Source organism: Streptomyces sichuanensis, from assembly GCF_020328095.1.
Classification (GTDB): domain Bacteria; phylum Actinomycetota; class Actinomycetes; order Streptomycetales; family Streptomycetaceae; genus Streptomyces; species Streptomyces cinnamoneus.
On the sequence record NZ_JAIXMK010000001.1, the window covers coordinates 97,885 to 115,577 of the forward strand.

The following is a 17,693-nucleotide window of genomic DNA, read 5'->3' on the forward strand; positions in this document are numbered from 1 at the left end:
CCTTGCAACCATTGCGAACGCACCCCCGCCGGGCGGAAGGTGACGGTGAGCGGCCGGAGGGTGGTGCCGAGTCGGCGCAGCACCACCCTCCGCGGCCTCCCACCAGCGCCTCCCGTGCCCCCGGCCGCCGGGGCCGCGGGATGAAGCGACCCGCCCGCGGCCGATACGGTTAGGGCGTGCAGGCAGCAAAAGAACCTTCGGGCCGGCAGGTCGGCCGCCTTCACAGGGCAAGGGCTCTGTACCGAAATGTCTCCAAACGCAGGATGGCGTGGCTGCTCCTGAAGGACACCGTCAACTCCTGCATGGAGTACCGCGTCACCGGACTCGCCGCGGAAGCCGCCTTCTTCACCCTGCTGTCCCTGCCGCCCCTGCTGCTCGGCCTCCTCGGTCTGCTCCGCTACCTGGACGACTGGGCCGACATGGACACCATCGGCAGCATCCAGCAGAACATCCTCACCGCCTCCGCGGCCGTCCTGTCCGACCGGGGCACCCAGGAGATCGCCCAGCCACTGGTGCGCGAGGTCATCAAGCTCGGCCGCCCCGACGTCATCTCGGTCGGCTTCGCCCTCGCCCTGTGGTCCGGCTCCCGCGCCGTCAACGTCTTCGTCGACACCATCACGATCATGTACGGGCTGGAGGGCAAGCGCGGCATCGTCAAGACCCGCCTGCTGGCGTTCCTCCTCTACGTCGCCGCACTCGTCGTCGGCGCCGTGGCCCTGCCGCTGATGGTGGCCGGGCCCGAGGCGGTGGTCGACGTCGTGCCCTGGAGCGCGGACCTCGTGCGCTTCCTGTACTGGCCCGTCGTCATCATCCTGTCGATCGCCTTCCTCACCACGCTCTACCACGTGTCCGTGCCGGTGCGTTCGCCGTGGGAGGAGGACATCCCCGGAGCGCTCGTCGCCCTCGCGATGTGGGTGCTCGGCAGCTTCCTGCTGCGCCTGTACCTGACGCACACGGTCGAGGGCGTCACCATCTACGGCTCGCTCGCCGCCCCCGTCGCCGTCCTGCTGTGGATCGGCGTCTCGGCCTTCGCGGTGCTGGTCGGCGCCGCGGTCAACGCGGCCCTGGACCGCGTGTGGCCGTCCGTCGCCACCGCCGCGGCCCGGGCCGAGGTCGACCGCCAGCGGGAGGCCGCCGCCGCCCAGGCGGCCGCCGAACGCGCCGCCATGGCCCTGGTGCACGAGCTGGAGGACGACCCCTTCGACGAACCCGACGACGGCAGCGTCGGGCAGGACCGCGAGCCCCCCTCGGAGTTCCCCGAGCGCTGGGCCCAGTTCCTCCCCCACGACGACGTCCGCTCCCGCATCCAGAAGCCCGAGCACCAGCCGAAGCACGCCAAGCACCGGAGGGACTGACGACCGGGGGCCATCCCGTCGCGGAAAACCCGCCGCGGAAAAACCCTTCGCGCCACGGCACCCCCGGCCCCTACGATCACCACGCAAGAACGAAGAGCTCCTCAGGAGGTGAGTACGTGATGACTGTCACGGCGACGGGATCCACCCGCACTCAGCAGATCCATCCCACCTCCCTCCTGAAGGACCACCGTCTTGTCCGAGCTCACTGCTGCGCACCCCCTCTCCGCCTACGGCTGGGACGCGGGCTTCGCTGACAGCTTCGCCCCCCACGCCGCCCAGGGGCTCCTCCCCGGGCGGATCGTCCGCGTCGACCGCGGCCGCTGCGACCTCGTCGTCCCCGACGGCGACGGCATCCGGTCCGTTCTGGCCGACACCTCCCTCGTCACCACCGGCGACCCGCTCGCCATCATGTGCACCGGAGACTGGGCCGCCGTCGACCCCGCACCCACCGGGGCCTACGTACGGGCACTGCTGCCCCGCCGCACCGCCTTCGTGCGCTCCACGTCCTCCAAGCGGTCCGAGGGACAGATCCTCGCGGCCAACGTCGACCACGCCGTCGTCGCCGTCTCGCTGGCCGTGGAGCTCGACCTCGGCCGCATCGAGCGGTTCCTCACGCTGGCCTGGGAGAGCGGCGCCGAGCCGCTCGTCGTCCTCACCAAGGCCGACCTCGTCCCCGGCCCCGACGTCCTGGGCCACCTGATCGCCGACACCGAGGCGGCCGCCCCGGGCGTCCAGGTGCTGGCCGTCAGCGCGGAGACCGGCGAGGGCGTCGACGTCCTCGCCGCCGTCCTGGCCGGCGGCACCTCCGTCCTGCTCGGCCAGTCGGGCGCGGGGAAGTCCACGCTCGCCAACGCCCTCGTCGGCGAGCAGCTCCAGGACGTCCACGCCACCCGCGACCGCGACGGCAAGGGCCGGCACACCACCACCACGCGCAACCTGCTGCCGCTGGCCGGCGGCGGCGTCCTCATCGACACCCCGGGGCTGCGCGGGGTGGGGCTGTGGGACGCCGAGAGCGGCGTGGCCCGGGCGTTCTCCGAGATCGACGCGCTGGCGGCGGACTGCCGCTTCCACGACTGCGGCCACGCGTCGGAGCCGGGCTGCGCGGTCCTCGCCGCGGTCGACGCCGGCGAGCTGCCGCAGCGCCGTCTGGACAGCTACCGCAAGCTGCTCCGGGAGAACGCGCACATCGCGGCCCGCACCGACGCCCGCATGCGGGCGGCGATGCGCCGCGACTGGAAGCTGAAGCAGGCCGAGGGCCGGGAGTACGCGGCCCGCAAGAGGAACGGCCTGCACTGACCGTCCGCACCGGCGGCGGCCGCCGTCCGGCCCGCCGAGGGCCATGTCCGATTCCCGCCAGTCCGGGGCCCGCGGGTACCGCAGACTGGAGGACATGACGGACCTCGCGAGACAGCTCGACGACCCCCGCTACGAGGCGGTGAGCAGCCGGGACGCGCGCTTCGACGGAGAGTTCTACTTCGCCGTGAAGACCACCGGCATCTACTGCCGGCCGAGCTGCCCCGCCCTGACCCCCAAGCGCGCCAACGTGCGCTTCTACCCCTCGGCGGCCGCCGCCCAGGGCGCCGGCTTCCGGGCCTGCCGCCGCTGCCGGCCCGACGCGGCCCCCGGCTCGGCGGAGTGGAACGTACGGGCGGACCTGGCCGGCCGCGCGATGCGGCTGATCGGCGACGGCGTCGTCGACCGCGAAGGCGTCGTGGGCCTCGCCACCCGCCTCGGCTACAGCGCCCGGCAGGTGCACCGCCGGCTCACCGAGGAACTGGGCGCGGGCCCCGTCGCCCTCGCCCGGGCCCAGCGCGCCCACACCGCACGGGTGCTGCTGCAGACCACCGACCTCCCCGTCACGGAGATCGCCTTCGCGGCGGGCTTCGCCAGCGTGCGCCAGTTCAACGACACCGTCCGCGAGGTCTACGCCCGCACCCCCAGCGAGCTGCGGGCCCGCCCCGCCCACCGCCGCCCCGGCACGCCCGGCGGCATCCCCCTGCGGCTCGCCCACCGCGGCCCGTTCGCCGCACGCGAGATCTTCGGCTTCCTCCAGCGCCGGGCCGTCGACGGCGTCGAGGAGGTGCTCGGCAGCCCCGGCTCCCGCCGCTACCGCCGCACCCTGCGGCTCCCGTACGGCACGGGCGTCGCCGAGGTCCACGAGCCCGGCCGCACCCACCGCGGCGACTGGCTCGACTGCCGGCTCCACCTCACCGACCCCCGCGACCTGTCGACCGCCGTCCAGCGCGTCCGCCGCCTCTTCGACCTCGACGCCGACCCGTACGCCGTCACCGAGCGCCTGGGCACCGACCCCCGGCTGCGGCCGCTGGTCGCAGCCCGGCCCGGGCTGCGCTCCCCGGGAGCGGTGGACGGCGACGAGCTCGCCCTGCGGGCCGTGCTCGGCCAGCAGGTGTCGGTGGCCGCCGCCGCACGGCTGGCCGGCACCCTGGTGGCGGCCTACGGAAAGCCTCTGCCCGCACCCGACGGCACGCTGACCCACCTCTTCCCCGACCCCGGCACGCTGGCCGACGCCGCCCTCACCGAACTGGGCATGCCGGACAGCCGCCGCACCGCCCTGCGCACCGTCGCCGCCGCCCTGGCCGACGGCCGCGTGCGCCTCGACGCGGGCGCCGACCGCGAACACGCCGAGCACGCCCTGCTCGCCCTGCGCGGCATCGGCCCGTGGACGGCCGGCTACATCCGCATGCGCGCGCTCGGCGACCCCGACGTCTTCCTGCCGGGCGACGCCGGCGTCCGCCACGGCCTCGCGGCCCTGGGCGCGGGCCCCGCGGACGCCGAGTCCTGGCGGCCCTGGCGCTCGTACGCCCTGCACCACCTGTGGAACGCCCCCGGCCACGCGCCGGACACCCCGAAGGACATCTGACATGCTCTACACCGAGACCGACAGCCCCCTCGGACGGCTGCTCCTCACCGGCCTCCCCTCGGCGGACGCGCCCGGCGGCACGGCCATCGCCTCCCTGTCCGTGCCCGGCCAGCGCAACGCCCCGGCCGTGCAGCCGGACTGGCGGCGCGAGCCCGCCGCGTTCGCCGAGGCCGCACGGCAGCTCGCCGCCTACTTCGCGGGGGAGCGGTCGGATTTCTCCCTCGCCTACGCGGTCCAGGGCACGGAGTTCCGCCGCAGGGTCTGGGACGCCCTGGACGCCGTGCCCTACGGCGCCACCACCAGCTACGGCGCGCTGGCCGCCCGTATCGGCGCCCCGCGGGCGGCCGTGCGCGCGGTGGGCGGCGCGGTCGGCGCCAACCCGCTGCTCGTGCTGCGGCCCTGCCACCGCGTGATCGGCGCGGACGGCTCCCTCACCGGATACGCGGGCGGCCTGGAGCGCAAGCGACTGCTGCTCGCCCTGGAGAACGTCCCGGTGTGACCTGCGCTCGCCCCGCATGCCGCACCGTGCGGCACGGGGCGGCGCGTCAGCGCCGGGTGGTGGTCCAGCCGCGCTCGGCGGCGTGCCAGCCCAGTTGCAGCCGGGTGGTCACCCCGGCGAGCTCCATCAGCCGCTTGACGCGGCGCTGCACGGTCCGCAGGCCCAGACCGAGCTGCTTGGCGACGCTCGCGTCCGTCAGCCCCGCCAGCAGCAGGGTCAGCACGTCCAGGTCGGTGGCGTCGGGCCCGTCCACGGCGGCGGGCACGGGCCCGGGCGGACGTCCCTCGTGCCAGACGTCCTCGAACAGGTCGACCAGGCGGTCCAGCAGCCGGCCGGAGTGCACGACGAGGGCGGCGCACCCGTCGGCGGAGGCCAGGGGCAGCAACGCCACCCTGCGGTCGGCCATGACCAGTTCGGCGGGTATGCGTTCGACCACCCGTATCAGCCCGACGCCGCCGTCCGACCGGGCCCCGGCGGCCGGCCCGGGCCGGCCGAGGCGCTCGACGACGGTGCGGTGCCGCACCGCGCCCCCCTTGTCGGGGGCGGCGCTCCACGGCCCGCGCGTCAACACCCCGGGCCCGCCCGTCAACATGGCGCACACTTCTTCCGCCGCGCTCAGTCGCAGCCGCAACAGCCGCCGGGCGACCGCATCGGCACCCGTCACCACCTCCACCGGGCTCTCCCCGGCGGGCCGCTCCACCCGTCTTTCCCCGTGTGCCGTCTGCCGGATGGCCTCCACACCCATGGAACCCAGCACGCGCGACTCCCCTCCCCGTCCCCGCAACCGCGTTGCGCCTGCGGACATCATCCCTGGGGTGGTGTTCGCCGTGCACTCTTCCCGTATGCCCCGCAGTGTGGACAATAAGGGCATGAGTCAGCAGGGGGACCAGTACGCCGAACAAGAGGACGCCTGGTGGCGCGAGTTGTACGGCAGGAGTGAACCCGACGCGGGAGCCGCCACCGGCGGCGACAGCCTGGACGAGAGGTTCTCCTCCGCCTCGGCGGTCGTCGGCCCGGAGCCGCGGTCGAGGCCGGAGCCGAGGCGGCCGAGAGCCGCCGAGCCGCCCGGGCGGCCCGACCCGTGCGTGCTGCCCGGCCCGCCGACCGCCTCTCCGTCGGGCCTCTCGCCCGCCCTCTCGCGCGGGGTGCCGCGGCAGACCAAGCGCTGGGTCGCGCCCGCGGGCGGATCCCTGCCCGTCCCCGCGGAGCCCGACGGCGCCCAGCCCCCGCCGCCCGGTGCCGCACCCGGACTGCGCCCGCCCGTCGGCCCGGAGCGCAGGCCCGAGAGCCCGCCGCCCCCCGACCCGCGCACCCGCGTCGGCCCGCCCGCGCCGCCCGACGTCCGCGAGGCCCGGGAGGTGCCCGGATCCCCGGCCGGCACCGGCCTGACGGGCCGGACGGGCGTGCCGGGCGGCGCGGCCGCCCGGCCGGACGGTGGCGTCGAGGAGGTCCGCGACGTCACGGATGTCACCGACTTCACTGACCTCGTGGACTTCACCGGGCTCGCGGAGTTCACCGACGTCTCCGAGGCGACCGGCCCCCTGGCCGCCGGTGAGATGTCCGAGGTGCCCCCGACGGGATCCGCCCCCGGCCCCTCGCCCGCGCGGCGGAACGGCACGCTGCGTGCGGTCGACTTCGTCGGCCGGCGGCCGCCCACCTACGAGGCCGAGCCGACCGCCTGGCCGCCCGCCGACCCCGGCGGGCTGGAGGACCTCGTGCCCGACACCGTGCTGGACGGCGCCCGCTACGGCGCCATGGTCCTGCGGGCCGTCTCGCTGCGCGGCGACTCCGCCCGCTACCGCGGCGAACCCCGCCGGGACGCCCTGCTCACCGCCCGCTTCGGCACCGGCGAGGACGCCCTGCTGCTGGTCGCCCTCGCCAGCGGCGTCCGCGCCGCGGAGAGCGCCCACCGCGCGGCCCGCGAGATCTGTGCGTGGATCGGCGGCGCCGTGGGCCGCAGCCACGCCCGGCTGGCCGAGGACATGCACGCCGGCCGCCGTGACGAGCTGAAGTCCGGACTGCACCGGCTCACCGACCGCACCTACGGGCGGCTGCGCGCCCGCGCGGCCGAACTGGGCCTGCCCCCCGCCGAGTACACCGCGGGGCTGCGCTGCCTGCTGCTGCCCGCCGACGTCCGCTGCCGCACCCGCGTCTTCTTCGGCGTCGGCGCGGGCGGGCTCTTCCGGCTGCGCCAGGGCGCCTGGCAGGACCTGGACCCCGAGCCGCGCGAGCCCGACCCCACGGGGGAGCCCGTGGCGGGCTACGGCCCCGGCGACCGCATCACCGTCGACCTCGGCATCCCCACGCCGGGGACCACACCCGTCATCGACCCCGCCGACGTGCCCAGCGAGCCCTTCCGCTTCCGGGCGTCGATCGCCCGCCCCGGCGACGCCCTGCTGCTGTGCACGGCGGGCCTCGCCGACCCGGTGCGCGGCGAGCCGGAGCTCGGCGTCCGGCTCGCGGAGCGGTGGTCGCGGGAGGAGCCGCCGGGGCTGGCGGAGTACCTCGCCGACGTCCAGCTGCGGGTGAAGGGGTACGCGGACGACCGCAGCGCCTGCACCGTCTGGGAGGTCTGACCCGGCCGCCCCGCCGGGCAGCCGGCCGGACCGGCCCGCGGTCAGTACCCGGTGGCGCCGTCGATGCGCTCGCGCAGCAGGTCGGCGTGGCCGTTGTGCCGCGCGTACTCGGCTATGAGCTTGACCAGCACCACCCGCAGGGAGATCGGCTCCCCGGTGGCGAAGACCCGGCCGGTGTCGTCCAGCGAGGCGGTGGCGGCGACGATCTCGCGCGCCCGCTCGCACTCCGCCCGCCAGACGGCGAGGGCCTCGGCGGGGTCACCGTCCAGCCGCCCGAAGTCCTGGTCGGGATCGTCGTCGGTGTAGTACAGCTCCGGCACGTCCTCGCCCGCGAACTGCAGGCGGAACCACCAGCGTTCCACCGCCGCGAGGTGCCGGACGAGCCCGTGCAGGCTCAGTCCGGAGGGTGCAACGCCCTTGTCGGACAGGCGCTCCAGCGGAACGCCCGAGCATTTGAGGGCGAACGTCTCGCGGTGCCAGTCGAGGAAGGCCGTCAGGACCTCGCGCTCGCCGCCGGTGGTGGGCAGGGCGGGACGGGTGTCGCCGGCCCAGGCCGGGGCGTAGTTCTCCGCAGGGATCTCGGTCATGCGGCGAGTCTCGCAGAGGGCACTGACAATCGGTCCTCACGGCCGGGTGTCCACGGTTCGGCCCCGTCGGCCTGACACCTTTTCGGGAACCGCACAAGAGGTGCGCCCATGCCGGTCATATAACCATGTTGATACGTCAACAGGCGTCGAATCGCCGGGCAGGGGGCATGCATGTGCCGTGAGCCTGTTCGATGCCGGGGCGCCGGGGAGGGGTCGGGGCGGCGAGGGATGAAACGGCGGACTGCACACTGGGCGGGCGCGGAACGGCGCGAGGGCAGGGGAGGGTCCGCGGAGAGCACGATGCAGGAGGGGGCGGGGGAAGCCGATTCCCCGGCCGCGGGCCGTTCCTGGGAGAGACGGCTCCGGCGCGGGGAGCTGACGGCCGTCGCGGACGTACGCGCGGGCCTGCGCGCACTGCTCGGGTCATGGGGCGCTCCCGGGCGGGCCGACACCGCCGTGCTCCTGGCGAGCGAGCTGGTCACCAACGCCCTGGTGCACACCGACGGCGGGGCCGTGGTCACGGCCCGGCTCACCGGCGGCGCCGCCGCGCCTGTCACGGGGCGGCTGCGCGTGGAGGTGCGGGACTTCCTCTCCCGGCCCCCCACGCTGCGCCCGTCCCCCGTCGCGAGCGACCGGGACGACGGCGCGGCGCCCGCCGGCCGTCCCGAGGCGGCCGCCACGTCCGGACGCGGCCTGCTGCTCGTCCACACCCTGGCCGACTGCTGGGGCGTGCGCGCCCACGGCGTCGGCAAGGCCGTGTGGTTCGAGCTGGACGCGCAGGAGCCCTGAACCGGTCGCGTACGACGGGTTCAGGGCTCCGTGACCGTCAGCCGAACTGACGCTCGATCTGGGCGAGTTTGGCCTCCAGCGAGTCGAGCCGCGGGATGGCCTGGGTGTCGTCCTCGGCGGTGAGGTCGATGGGGTCTGGCTTGCCCACCGCCTGCAGCGGGCGGGAGCGTACCGGAAGCTGCCCCTGCTCGACTATGGAGGGTTCCGGCCCCGCTTGCGAGCCGATCTGGGCGGGCTGCTGGACCGCCGGCATGGCCGGTCCGCTCACCTCGACCTGCCGGCCGCCGCGGTTGCGGCCCCAGACGCGGTGCTGCCGGTTGTACGCCTTGATCCGGGCCCGCTCCAGCTTGCCCGCCTCGCGGCGGCGCAGCCGGTGCTGCGCCTGCTGGCGCTTGTCCTCGCGGACCTCCTCGACGGCCTCGTCCAGGGTGCGCACGCCCTCCAGGAGCATGAGCGACCAGGCGCCGAAGGTCTCGCGCGGCGCACGCAGCCAGCGCACTATCCGGATCTGCGGCAGTGGGCGGGGCACCAGCCCCTGCTCGCGCAGGGCGGCCCGGCGCGTCTGCTTGAGCGCCCGGTCGAAGAGCACCGCCGCCGACAGCGACATGCCGGCGAAGAACTGCGGGGCCCCCGCGTGGTCCATCCCCCGGGGCGCGTGGACCCAGTTGAACCAGGCCGCGGCGCCCGCGAACGTCCACACCAGCAGCCGGGAGCCGAGCGCGGCGTCGCCGTGGCTCGCCTCGCGCACCGCCAGCACCGAACAGAACATCGCGGCCCCGTCGAGGCCGAAGGGCACCAGGTACTCCCAGCCGTCCGTGAGCCCCAGGTTCTGCTGGCCGAAGCCGACCAGGCCGTGGAAGGACAGGGCCGCGGCGACCGCGGCGCAGCAGAAGAGAAGTACGTAGGAGGCGCTGCCGTAGATGGCTTCCTTGCGGCGTCTGCGCTCCTCGTTGCGCTCCCAGGAGTCCGTGCCGGTCGCCGTGTCCTCCGAGCCGGATTGCCGGCCGCGCGCGTACACCGTCACCGCCACCACTGCCCCGATGAGTGCCACGGCACTGGGGAGCACCCAATTCAGCGGTATGTCGGTCACTCTCATCTTGCGTCCCTTGCGTGCAGTACGGATTCGCGCGCCATCCTGACGGAGTCGGACCGGACGCCAAGGGGTTTCGCAGCAACTTTCCGCGAATGGACGGCAAGGATATACGGAGAGCTACGAAGCATTTCGAACGTCCCCCAGCGCCAGGCGAGTTGAGTTCTATTCAATTCACTCGATCGAGTGGCTTAGGTGTTTCGCTCGGCTGACAGCCGGGTGATGCGGTCGTCATGGCCCGGGCGGGGGAGGGGTGGCCGGGGTGGCGGGTGCGCAGGGGTCGCCGCAGCGAGATCGTTAATAGGTAAGGCTTGCCTAATTCGCCCTGCCCGGGGTTTGAACTGGCGGATAGGCCGCCTATGGTTCCGAATGGACACCAGGAGGACCCCCATGGAGCAGGGCAGACCCCACGGCACGGCACCCGGGCCGGGCGCCGCCGTGCCCGCGCAGGCCGCGCCGTCCGCGCGGGGCGAGCACACCCACGACGAGAGCCAGCACCTGCGCCGGACGCCGCAGCGGTACTCCGTGCGCGGCCAGGTGCTCGACGCGCTGCGCAGGGCGCTGGTGAGCGGCGAGCTCGTACCGGGCGAGGTCTACTCCGGCCCGGCGCTCGGCGAGCGGTTCGGGGTCTCGGCCACGCCCGTGCGGGAGGCCATGCAGCAGCTGGCCCTCGAAGGCGCGGTCGAGGTCGTTCCCAACCGCGGCTTCCGCGTCACCAGCCGGACCCCGCGCGACCTGACCGAGCTCGCCGAGGTCCGCGTCCTCCTGGAGGTGCCCGCCCTGCTGCGGCTGGCCCGCACCGTCCCGGCGGCGCGCTGGGGCGAGCTGCGCCCGCTGGCCGAACGGGCCGCCGTGGCGGCGGCCGGCGGCGACCGGGCCTCCTACGCGGAGCTGGACCGGGCGTTCCACCGGGCGGTCTTCGAGCTCTCCGGCAACCGCCAGCTGATGCTCGTCGTGGACGACCTCCACCGGCGCGCGCAGTGGGCCGCGCCGCACGCCGGATGCCTCCTGGCCGACGCGGCCGAGCACCTGACGCTGCTGGACGCCCTGGCGGCGCAGGACCTGCCGGCCGTCGAGGCGGTGGCCACCCGGCACTGCGCGGGACCGGCGTAGAGCCGCCGGTCAGGCCCCGGCCACCTGGCCCCGGACGCCCAGGCCGAGCCGCTCCGCCAGCCACCCCGGCACGCCGCCCAGCAGACGGACCAGGCGGGCCGCCTCCGCGCGCAGACGCACGGCCTCCGCCTCCTCGCCCACCACCGCGGCGAGCGACGCCAGGGCCGGCGCGATGCCGACCAGGTAACCCAGCTCCTCCCGGATGCGCAGCGACTCCGCGAACCCGTACCGGGCCTCGGCGAGCTTGCCGTCGTGCTCGGCCATCGCCGCGACGTGGCGCCAGGTGAAGGAGAGCAGCAGCCGGTGTCCGTGCGCGGCGGCGCCCGCGTGGGCGCGCTGGAAGGCGGCGGTGGCGTCGGAGGGGTTGTCGGAGAGGTGCTGGGCGATCAGGCCCCGCCGGAAGTCCAGCAGCGGCCGCGTCGGCGAGCGCGGGGTGAGCAGGGCGGCCGCGCGCCCCAGGGCGGCCCGCGCCTCGTCGGCCCGGTCCCGTACGCCCAAAAGAGTGGACGCGTACGCGAGGTGACCCCGTTCGCAGGCGGCCGCGCCGCGCTCCTCGTCGTCCGTGGCCAGCGCCTCCGCCGCCCGCAGCGAGTCCTCGGCCGCGCCCCAGCCGTCGCCGGTGAACATGCAGCGTTCGACCAGCACCGCCGTCCGGCGCAGGGCCGGGCCCGGCTCGGCCGCGGCGCGCGGGGCGAGCAGCGCGGCGGCGTCGTCCCAGCAGGCCCGGGAACGCAGCCGCCACACGTCCCGGTCGAGCGGATCGCCCCCGAGCGGGCCCTGTCCGCTCCCCTGTGGTCCTGATGGCTCCGGCAACCCTGCATTCCGCATGGCGGTGTCCGCCACAGTGCCCTCCCCAAGCGCGCCGTCGAGCTGGAAGCCTGCTCCGATCACAGCACGAGGACACGGGCGCGGCCAAGGGTCAGGTGTGAACCAATTCACAAACGCGGGACCCATGGCCCGGGGCCGGACCGTCCGTGTGGGAAAGGGGTGGCCACCGTGCGGCCCGTGACTCCTGCTGGTGGGCGCAGCGTACCGAAGAGCGCACCGCTCCACGGGTGATGATCCGCTCGTCCGCCGAGCGGACCGTCACCCGGCCCGGCCCCTCAACTCATGCGCAGGGCAAGGAAGAAGTCGAGCTTGTCCTCCAGCCGGGACAGGTCGCGCCCCGTCAGCTGCTCGATGCGCCCCACGCGGTACCGCAGGGTGTTCACGTGCAGGTGCAGCCGTGTCGCGCAGCGGGTCCAGGAGCCGTCGCAGTCCAGGAACGCCTCCAGCGTCGGGATCAGCTCGGCGCGGTGGCGGCGGTCGTAGTCGCGCAGCGGGTCCAGCAGCCGGGCGGTGAAGGCCCGCCGGACGTCGTCGGGGACGAACGGCAGCAGCAGGACGTGCGAGGCCAGCTCCTGGTGGCCGGCCGCGCAGACGCGGCCCGGGCGGGCGGCGGCCACACGACGGGCGTGCCGCGCCTCCTCCAGGGCGCCGCGCAGGCCCTCCGCCGAGTGGACGGCGGCGCTGACGCCGAAGGTCAGGCGCCCGTCGTCGGCGAGGCCCCGGGCCAGCGGGTCGCGGACGGCCGCCAGCAGGGCGTCGGCGTGCAGGCCGGGCGCGGCCGGGGCGGCCTCCGCCTCCGCGGGCACGGCCGGCAGCGGCACGAGCGCCACCGCCTCGTCGCCCGTATGGGCGACGGCGATCCGGTCGGAGGGCTCGGGGCCGGCCGCGTCCGGGTCGACCAGCACCTCCTCCAGCAGCGCCTGCGCCACCGGCCCGCCGGGGATGTCGCCGCCCTCCCACTCCACGCGGGCCACGACGACCTGCCAGTGCGGGGCGGTGCCCAGGCCGGGCAGCAGCACCGGCGCGGCCACCCGCAGCCGGGCCGCGATCTCGGCGGGCGCGGCGCCCGCCTGGACCAGCTCCAGGACCTCCTGGGCGAGGCGGCGCCGCACCGTGCGGGCCGCGTCGCGGCGGTCGCGCTCCACGGCGATCAGCTGAGTGACGCCGTGCAGCAGGTCGAGCCGCTCCTCCGGCCAGTCCCCGGCGTCCGCCTCGACGGCCAGCAGCCAGTCCGACAGCACCGTCTCGCGCACGTCCCGCGCGGACGCGGCGCGGCCGCTGCTGCGGACGGGGAAGAGGGAGTACGTGCTGCCGGCGGCCGTCACCCGGTGCGGGCCGCGGCGGCCCGAGCGCGAGGCGGCCAGGTGCTCGCCCGCGAGGCCGGCGCCGACCGCGGCGGGCAGCCCCGGGCCCGCGTCGGCCAGCGAGGAGCCGGCGATCTGCCGGCCCGTGGGGGACAGCACCCAGGCGCGCAGGTCGAGGTCGGAGCCCAGCAGGTCGAGGACGACCTCGGGGCCGCCGCCCGCCGGGCCGCCCGTCATCAGCCGGCGGTGCCGGTCGACGACGGCCGCCAGGTCCCCGGCCCGCTCGCTGGAGACCTGCCGCACGACGTGCTCGGTGATGGACGCGAAGGAGACCTTCTCGTTCACCGAGAACAGCGGCATCCGGTGCCGGGCGCACGCCTCGATCAGGTCGTCGGGCGTCGAGGCGATCTCCGCCTCGCCCGCCGCCAGCCCGGCCACGCCCGCCGCCGTGAGGATGCGGACGAACCGCTCGGAGTCCTCCGGCTCCCGCCGCCAGGCCAGGCCGGTGAGCACCAGCTCGCCACCGGAGAGGTAGCGGCTGGGGTCGCGCAGGTCGGTGGTCATCACGCCGCGCACGGTGCGGTCCAGCTCGTCCTCGCCACCGAGCAGCCGCAGGCCCAGCGCATCGGTCTCCAGCAGTGCGCGCAGCCGCATCGTCGTCGCCGCCGATCTGTCTTCTTGTAACCAGTGGAATGCCGTGAGGTTCCGGAACCCCGTCTTTCGTTCGAATCTACAAGACAGGGGCACTGGCCAGCCAACCGCTTCATGTTTTCGGTGACTGCACCGCCGCCTCCGGGCGTCGCTGTACTGGGCCCACGCCCCCCGGAACGGCATCGGAACCGCCATGACGACCCCGCCGCAGCCCCCCTGAGAAGAGACCTTCCATGGACTTCCTGCGCCCCGCCAGCTGGGCGGAGGCTCTGGCCGCCAAGGCCGAGCACCCCTCGGCCGTGCCCCTCGCGGGCGGCACGGACGTGATGGTCGAGATCAACTTCGACCACCGCCGGCCGGAGCACCTGCTCGACCTCCAGCGCATCGGCGAACTCCACACCTGGGACGCGGACGGGCCCGACGTCCGGCTCGGCGCCGCCGTCCCCTACACCCGCATCATCGACCACCTGGGCGGCGAGCTGCCCGGCCTCGCCCTCGCCGCCCGCACCGTCGGCTCCCCGCAGATCCGCAACCGCGGCAGCGTCGGCGGCAACCTCGGCGCCGCCTCCCCGGCCGGCGACAGCCACCCCGCCCTGCTGGCCGCGGGCGCGGAGGTCGAGGCGGAATCGGTGCGCGGCACCCGCCTCATACCGGTCGAGGAGTTCTACACGGGCGTCAAGCGCAACGCCCTCGCGCCCGACGAACTGATCCGGGCCGTGCGCATCCGCAAGGCCACCGGCCCGCAGCAGTTCTCCAAGGTCGGCACCCGCAACGCCATGGTCATCGCCGTGTGCGCCCTCGGCATCGCCCTGCACCCCGCCGGCCGCACGGTGCGCACCGGCATCGGTTCCGCCGCCCCCACGCCCGTACGCGCCCGCGCCGCCGAGGAGTTCCTCGCCGCCGCACTGGACGAGAGCCGCCTCTGGGACACCCGCGGCCCCCTCGACCCCACCGTCGTGGGGGAGTTCGCCGAGCTGGCGGCCGGAGCCTGCAACCCCATCGACGACGTGCGCGGCAGCGCCGCCTACCGCAGGAGGGCGGTCGGCGTCATGGCCCGCCGCACGCTCGGCTGGGTCTGGGACGCCTACCGCCGGAACGAAGGGAGGGGAGCGGCGTGCGCGTGACCTTCACCGTCAACGGCCGCGTCCACGAGGCCGACGACGTCTGGGAGGGCGAGAGCCTGCTGTACGTGCTGCGCGAGCGCCTCGGCCTGCCCGGCTCCAAGAACGCCTGCGAGCAGGGCGAGTGCGGCTCCTGCACGGTCCGCCTCGACGGCGTCCCGGTCTGCGCCTGCCTGGTGGCCGCGGGCCAGGCCGAGGGCCGCGAGGTGGTCACCGTCGAGGGGCTCGCGGAGCGCTCCGGCGTCCCCGGGGGCCGCCTCTCGCCCGTGCAGCAGGCGTTCGTCGACGCGGGAGCCGTCCAGTGCGGCTTCTGCACCCCCGGCCTGCTCGTGGCCACCGACGACCTGCTGGAGCGCCACCCCGACCCCTCCGACGCCGACATCCGCGAAGCCCTTTCGGGCAACCTGTGCCGGTGCAGCGGCTACGAGAAGATCCTCGACGCCGTCCGCCTCGCCGCGGCCCGCGGCGCGGAGACGGCCCGCGGGGGAGAGGCGGCCCGCCCGTGAACGACGTGACGCGCACACCCACCGGTCTCACCCAGCACAGCGGCACGCAGGGCGGCATCGGCGCCTCCACCCTCCGGCCCGACGGCACCCTCAAGGTGACCGGCGAGTTCGCCTACGCCTCCGACCTGTGGCACGAGGACATGCTCTGGGGCTTCACCCTGCGCAGCCCCCACGCCCACGCCCGCATCCGCTCCGTCGACGTCTCCGCGGCCCTCGCCACGGCGGGCGTGCACGCCGTCATGACCCACGACGACCTGCCCGCCGCGACCCGCTACGGGCTGGAGATCCAGGACACCCCGGTCCTCGCCGACGGCGTCGTGCGCCACCACGGCGAGCCGGTGGCCCTCGTCGCCGCCGACCACCCCGAGACCGCCCGCCGCGCCGCCGCGAAGATCGTGGTCGACTACGAGCACCTGCCCGTCGTCACCGACGAGAGGACGGCCACGGCACCCGGCGCCCCCGTGCTCCATCCGGGCCGCACCGACCCCCACGCGGCCCACGTCCCGCACCCCAACGTCGTCCACCGCCAGCCCGTCGTCCGTGGCGACGTCACCGCCGCCCGGGCCCGCGCGGACGTGATCGTCACCGGCGAGTACGAAGTGGGCATGCAGGACCAGGCGTTCCTCGGCCCCGAGTCCGGCCTCGCCGTCCCCGCCGAGGACGGCGGCGTCGACCTCTACATCGCCACGCAGTGGCTCCACGCCGACCTCCGCCAGATCGCCCCGGTCCTCGGCCTGCCCGAGGACAAGGTGCGCATGACGCTCTCCGGCGTCGGCGGCGCCTTCGGTGGCCGCGAGGACCTGTCGATGCAGGCCCACGCCTGCCTGCTCGCCCTGCGCACCCGCCGCCCCGTGAAGATCGTCTACAACCGTTTCGAGTCCTTCTTCGGCCACGTCCACCGCCACCCGGCGAAACTCCGCTACGAGCACGGGGCGACCCGCGACGGAAAGCTGCTCTTCATGGCGTGCCGCATCGTCCTCGACGGCGGCGCCTACGCCTCGTCCTCGCCCGCCGTCGTCGGCAACGCCGCCTCGCTCTCGGCCGGCCCGTACGTCATCGACAACGTCGACGCCGAGGCCCTCGCCCTCTACACCAACAACCCTCCCTGCGGCGCGATGCGCGGCTTCGGAGCGGTGCAGGCGTGCTTCGCCTACGAGGCGCAGATGGACAAGCTGGCGGCGGCGCTGGGCCTGGACCCGGTGGAGTTCCGCCGCCGCAACGCCATGGCGCAGGGCTCGGTCATGCCCACGGGGCAGGTCGTCGACTCGCCCGCGCCGGTCGCCGAACTCCTGCGCCGCGTCAAGGCGCTGCCGCTGCCGCCGCAGCGCCAGTGGGAGAGCGCCGACGGTGCGACGGACGTCCGCGCCCTGCCGGGCGGGCTGTCCAACACCACGCACGGCGAGGGCGTGGTCCGGGGCGTCGGCTACGCCGTCGGCATCAAGAACGTCGGCTTCTCGGAGGGCTTCGACGACTACTCCACCGCCCGCGTCCGGCTGGAGGTGGTCGCCGGTGAGCCCGTCGCCACCGTGCACACCGCCATGGCCGAGGTGGGCCAGGGCGGCGTCACGGTGCACGCCCAGATCGCCCGCACCGAACTGGGCGTCGCCCGGGTGACCATCGCGCCCGCCGACACCCGGGTGGGCTCCGCAGGCTCCACCTCGGCCTCCCGCCAGACGTACGTCACCGGCGGCGCGGTGAAGCACGCCTGCGAGGCGGTGCGCGAGCGCGTCCTGGAGCTGGGCCGGGCCCGCTTCGGCACGTACCACCCGGCCTGGGCGTCGGCCGAACTCCTGCTGCAGGACGGCAAGGTGGTCACCGACGGCGGCGAGGTCCTCGCCGGCCTCGCGGACGTCCTCGGGGAGGAGGGCGTCGACGTCGAGCGGGAGTGGCGGCACCGGCCGACCGAGCCCTTCGACCTGCGCACGGGACAGGGTTCCGGCCACGTCCAGTACTCCTTCGCCGCCCACCGCGCGGTCGTCGAGGTCGACACCGAGCTCGGCCTGGTCAAGGTCGTCGAACTGGCCTGCGCCCAGGACGTCGGCAAGGCCCTCAACCCGCTGTCGGTCACCGGCCAGATCCAGGGCGGCACCCTCCAGGGCCTGGGGCTCGCCGTCATGGAGGAGATCGTCGTCGACCCGTTGACGGCGAAGGTCCGCAACCCCTCGTTCACCGACTACCTGATCCCCACCATCCTCGACACCCCCACGCTCCCCGTCGACGTCCTCGAACTCGCCGACGGCCACGCCCCCTACGGCCTGCGCGGGGTCGGCGAGGCCCCCACCCTCTCCTCGACGCCCGCCGTCGTGGCGGCCGTCCGCCAGGCCACGGGCCTCGCCCTGCAGCGCGTCCCCCTCCGGCCGGAGCACCTGACCGGCACCTGAGCGGGAGGCGTC

The 17,693-nt window shown here is 75.2% G+C and carries 15 protein-coding genes; 10 read left to right on the forward strand and 5 right to left on the reverse strand.

The window, feature by feature from the left end; genetic code table 11:
• The first annotated feature begins 176 nt into the window (after positions 1–176).
• The 4 genes from LE181_RS00415 to LE181_RS00430 all read left to right on the forward strand — a co-directional run bounded on the left by LE181_RS00415 (position 177) and on the right by LE181_RS00430 (position 4,735).
• Complete coding sequence (locus LE181_RS00415; RefSeq protein ID WP_225658833.1) at positions 177–1,355, forward strand: YihY/virulence factor BrkB family protein; 1,179 nt, start codon at positions 177–179, stop codon at positions 1,353–1,355.
• Positions 1,356–1,547: 192 nt separating this feature from the next.
• Entirely contained in the window at positions 1,548–2,651 is a 1,104-nt protein-coding gene (gene rsgA / locus LE181_RS00420) for a ribosome small subunit-dependent GTPase A (RefSeq protein WP_225658834.1), read from the forward strand.
• 94 nt (positions 2,652–2,745) lie between these two features.
• Entirely contained in the window at positions 2,746–4,236 is a 1,491-nt protein-coding gene (locus LE181_RS00425) for a DNA-3-methyladenine glycosylase 2 family protein (RefSeq protein ID WP_225658835.1), read from the forward strand.
• 1 nt (position 4,237) lies between these two features.
• Positions 4,238–4,735 carry a methylated-DNA--[protein]-cysteine S-methyltransferase gene (locus tag LE181_RS00430; protein ID WP_225658836.1) on the forward strand — a complete coding sequence of 166 codons (498 nt, stop codon included), beginning with the start codon at positions 4,238–4,240 and terminating at the stop codon, positions 4,733–4,735.
• Positions 4,736–4,781: 46 nt separating this feature from the next.
• Here LE181_RS00430 and LE181_RS00435 read toward each other — a convergent pair whose 3' ends face one another.
• Positions 4,782–5,492 (reverse strand): winged helix-turn-helix transcriptional regulator, encoded by a 711-nt coding sequence (locus tag LE181_RS00435; protein ID WP_225658837.1) that lies wholly within the window; start codon positions 5,490–5,492, stop codon positions 4,782–4,784.
• A gap of 112 nt (positions 5,493–5,604) precedes the next feature.
• On the opposite strand from LE181_RS00435, the gene LE181_RS00440 reads away from it, so the two are divergent.
• Positions 5,605–7,311 carry a protein phosphatase 2C domain-containing protein gene (locus LE181_RS00440; RefSeq protein ID WP_225658838.1) on the forward strand — a complete coding sequence of 569 codons (1,707 nt, stop codon included), beginning with the start codon at positions 5,605–5,607 and terminating at the stop codon, positions 7,309–7,311.
• 41 nt (positions 7,312–7,352) lie between these two features.
• Here the strand turns inward: LE181_RS00440 and LE181_RS00445 are convergent, their stop codons facing one another.
• A complete protein-coding gene (locus LE181_RS00445; protein ID WP_225658839.1) occupies positions 7,353–7,898 on the reverse strand; it encodes a DinB family protein in 546 nt (181 codons plus the stop codon).
• Positions 7,899–8,198: 300 nt separating this feature from the next.
• Here LE181_RS00445 and LE181_RS00450 point away from each other — a divergent pair, with 300 nt between their 5' ends.
• The gene (locus LE181_RS00450) at positions 8,199–8,687 is read left to right on the forward strand and encodes an ATP-binding protein (protein ID WP_225658840.1); all 489 of its coding nucleotides are present in this window, start codon (positions 8,199–8,201) and stop codon (positions 8,685–8,687) included.
• A 37-nt stretch (positions 8,688–8,724) separates the two neighbouring features.
• Here the strand turns inward: LE181_RS00450 and LE181_RS00455 are convergent, their stop codons facing one another.
• Complete coding sequence (locus tag LE181_RS00455) at positions 8,725–9,783, reverse strand: DUF2637 domain-containing protein (RefSeq protein WP_225658841.1); 1,059 nt, start codon at positions 9,781–9,783, stop codon at positions 8,725–8,727.
• A gap of 384 nt (positions 9,784–10,167) precedes the next feature.
• Here LE181_RS00455 and LE181_RS00460 point away from each other — a divergent pair, with 384 nt between their 5' ends.
• Positions 10,168–10,890: a GntR family transcriptional regulator gene (locus LE181_RS00460; RefSeq protein ID WP_225658842.1), complete on the forward strand. Its 723-nt coding sequence runs from the start codon at positions 10,168–10,170 to the stop codon at positions 10,888–10,890.
• 9 nt (positions 10,891–10,899) lie between these two features.
• Here LE181_RS00460 and LE181_RS00465 read toward each other — a convergent pair whose 3' ends face one another.
• Positions 10,900–11,718, reverse strand: coding sequence for a hypothetical protein (locus tag LE181_RS00465; protein WP_263868238.1), 819 nt, complete (start codon positions 11,716–11,718; stop codon positions 10,900–10,902).
• Positions 11,719–11,993: 275 nt separating this feature from the next.
• The gene (locus LE181_RS00470; protein ID WP_225658844.1) at positions 11,994–13,676 is read right to left on the reverse strand and encodes a PucR family transcriptional regulator; all 1,683 of its coding nucleotides are present in this window, start codon (positions 13,674–13,676) and stop codon (positions 11,994–11,996) included.
• Between the two features lie 230 nt (positions 13,677–13,906).
• On the opposite strand from LE181_RS00470, the gene LE181_RS00475 reads away from it, so the two are divergent.
• The 3 genes from LE181_RS00475 to pucD are packed head-to-tail and all read left to right on the forward strand — an operon-like array spanning position 13,907 to position 17,681.
• Complete coding sequence (locus LE181_RS00475) at positions 13,907–14,797, forward strand: FAD binding domain-containing protein (protein WP_225658845.1); 891 nt, start codon at positions 13,907–13,909, stop codon at positions 14,795–14,797.
• On the forward strand, positions 14,788–15,300 hold the full coding sequence (locus LE181_RS00480; protein ID WP_225658846.1) for a (2Fe-2S)-binding protein: 513 nt from the start codon (positions 14,788–14,790) through the stop codon (positions 15,298–15,300). Before LE181_RS00475 ends, LE181_RS00480 begins: the two co-directional genes overlap by 10 nt.
• Positions 15,297–17,681 carry a xanthine dehydrogenase subunit D gene (gene pucD / locus LE181_RS00485; protein WP_225658847.1) on the forward strand — a complete coding sequence of 795 codons (2,385 nt, stop codon included), beginning with the start codon at positions 15,297–15,299 and terminating at the stop codon, positions 17,679–17,681. Before LE181_RS00480 ends, pucD begins: the two co-directional genes overlap by 4 nt.
• Positions 17,682–17,693 lie beyond the last annotated feature (12 nt).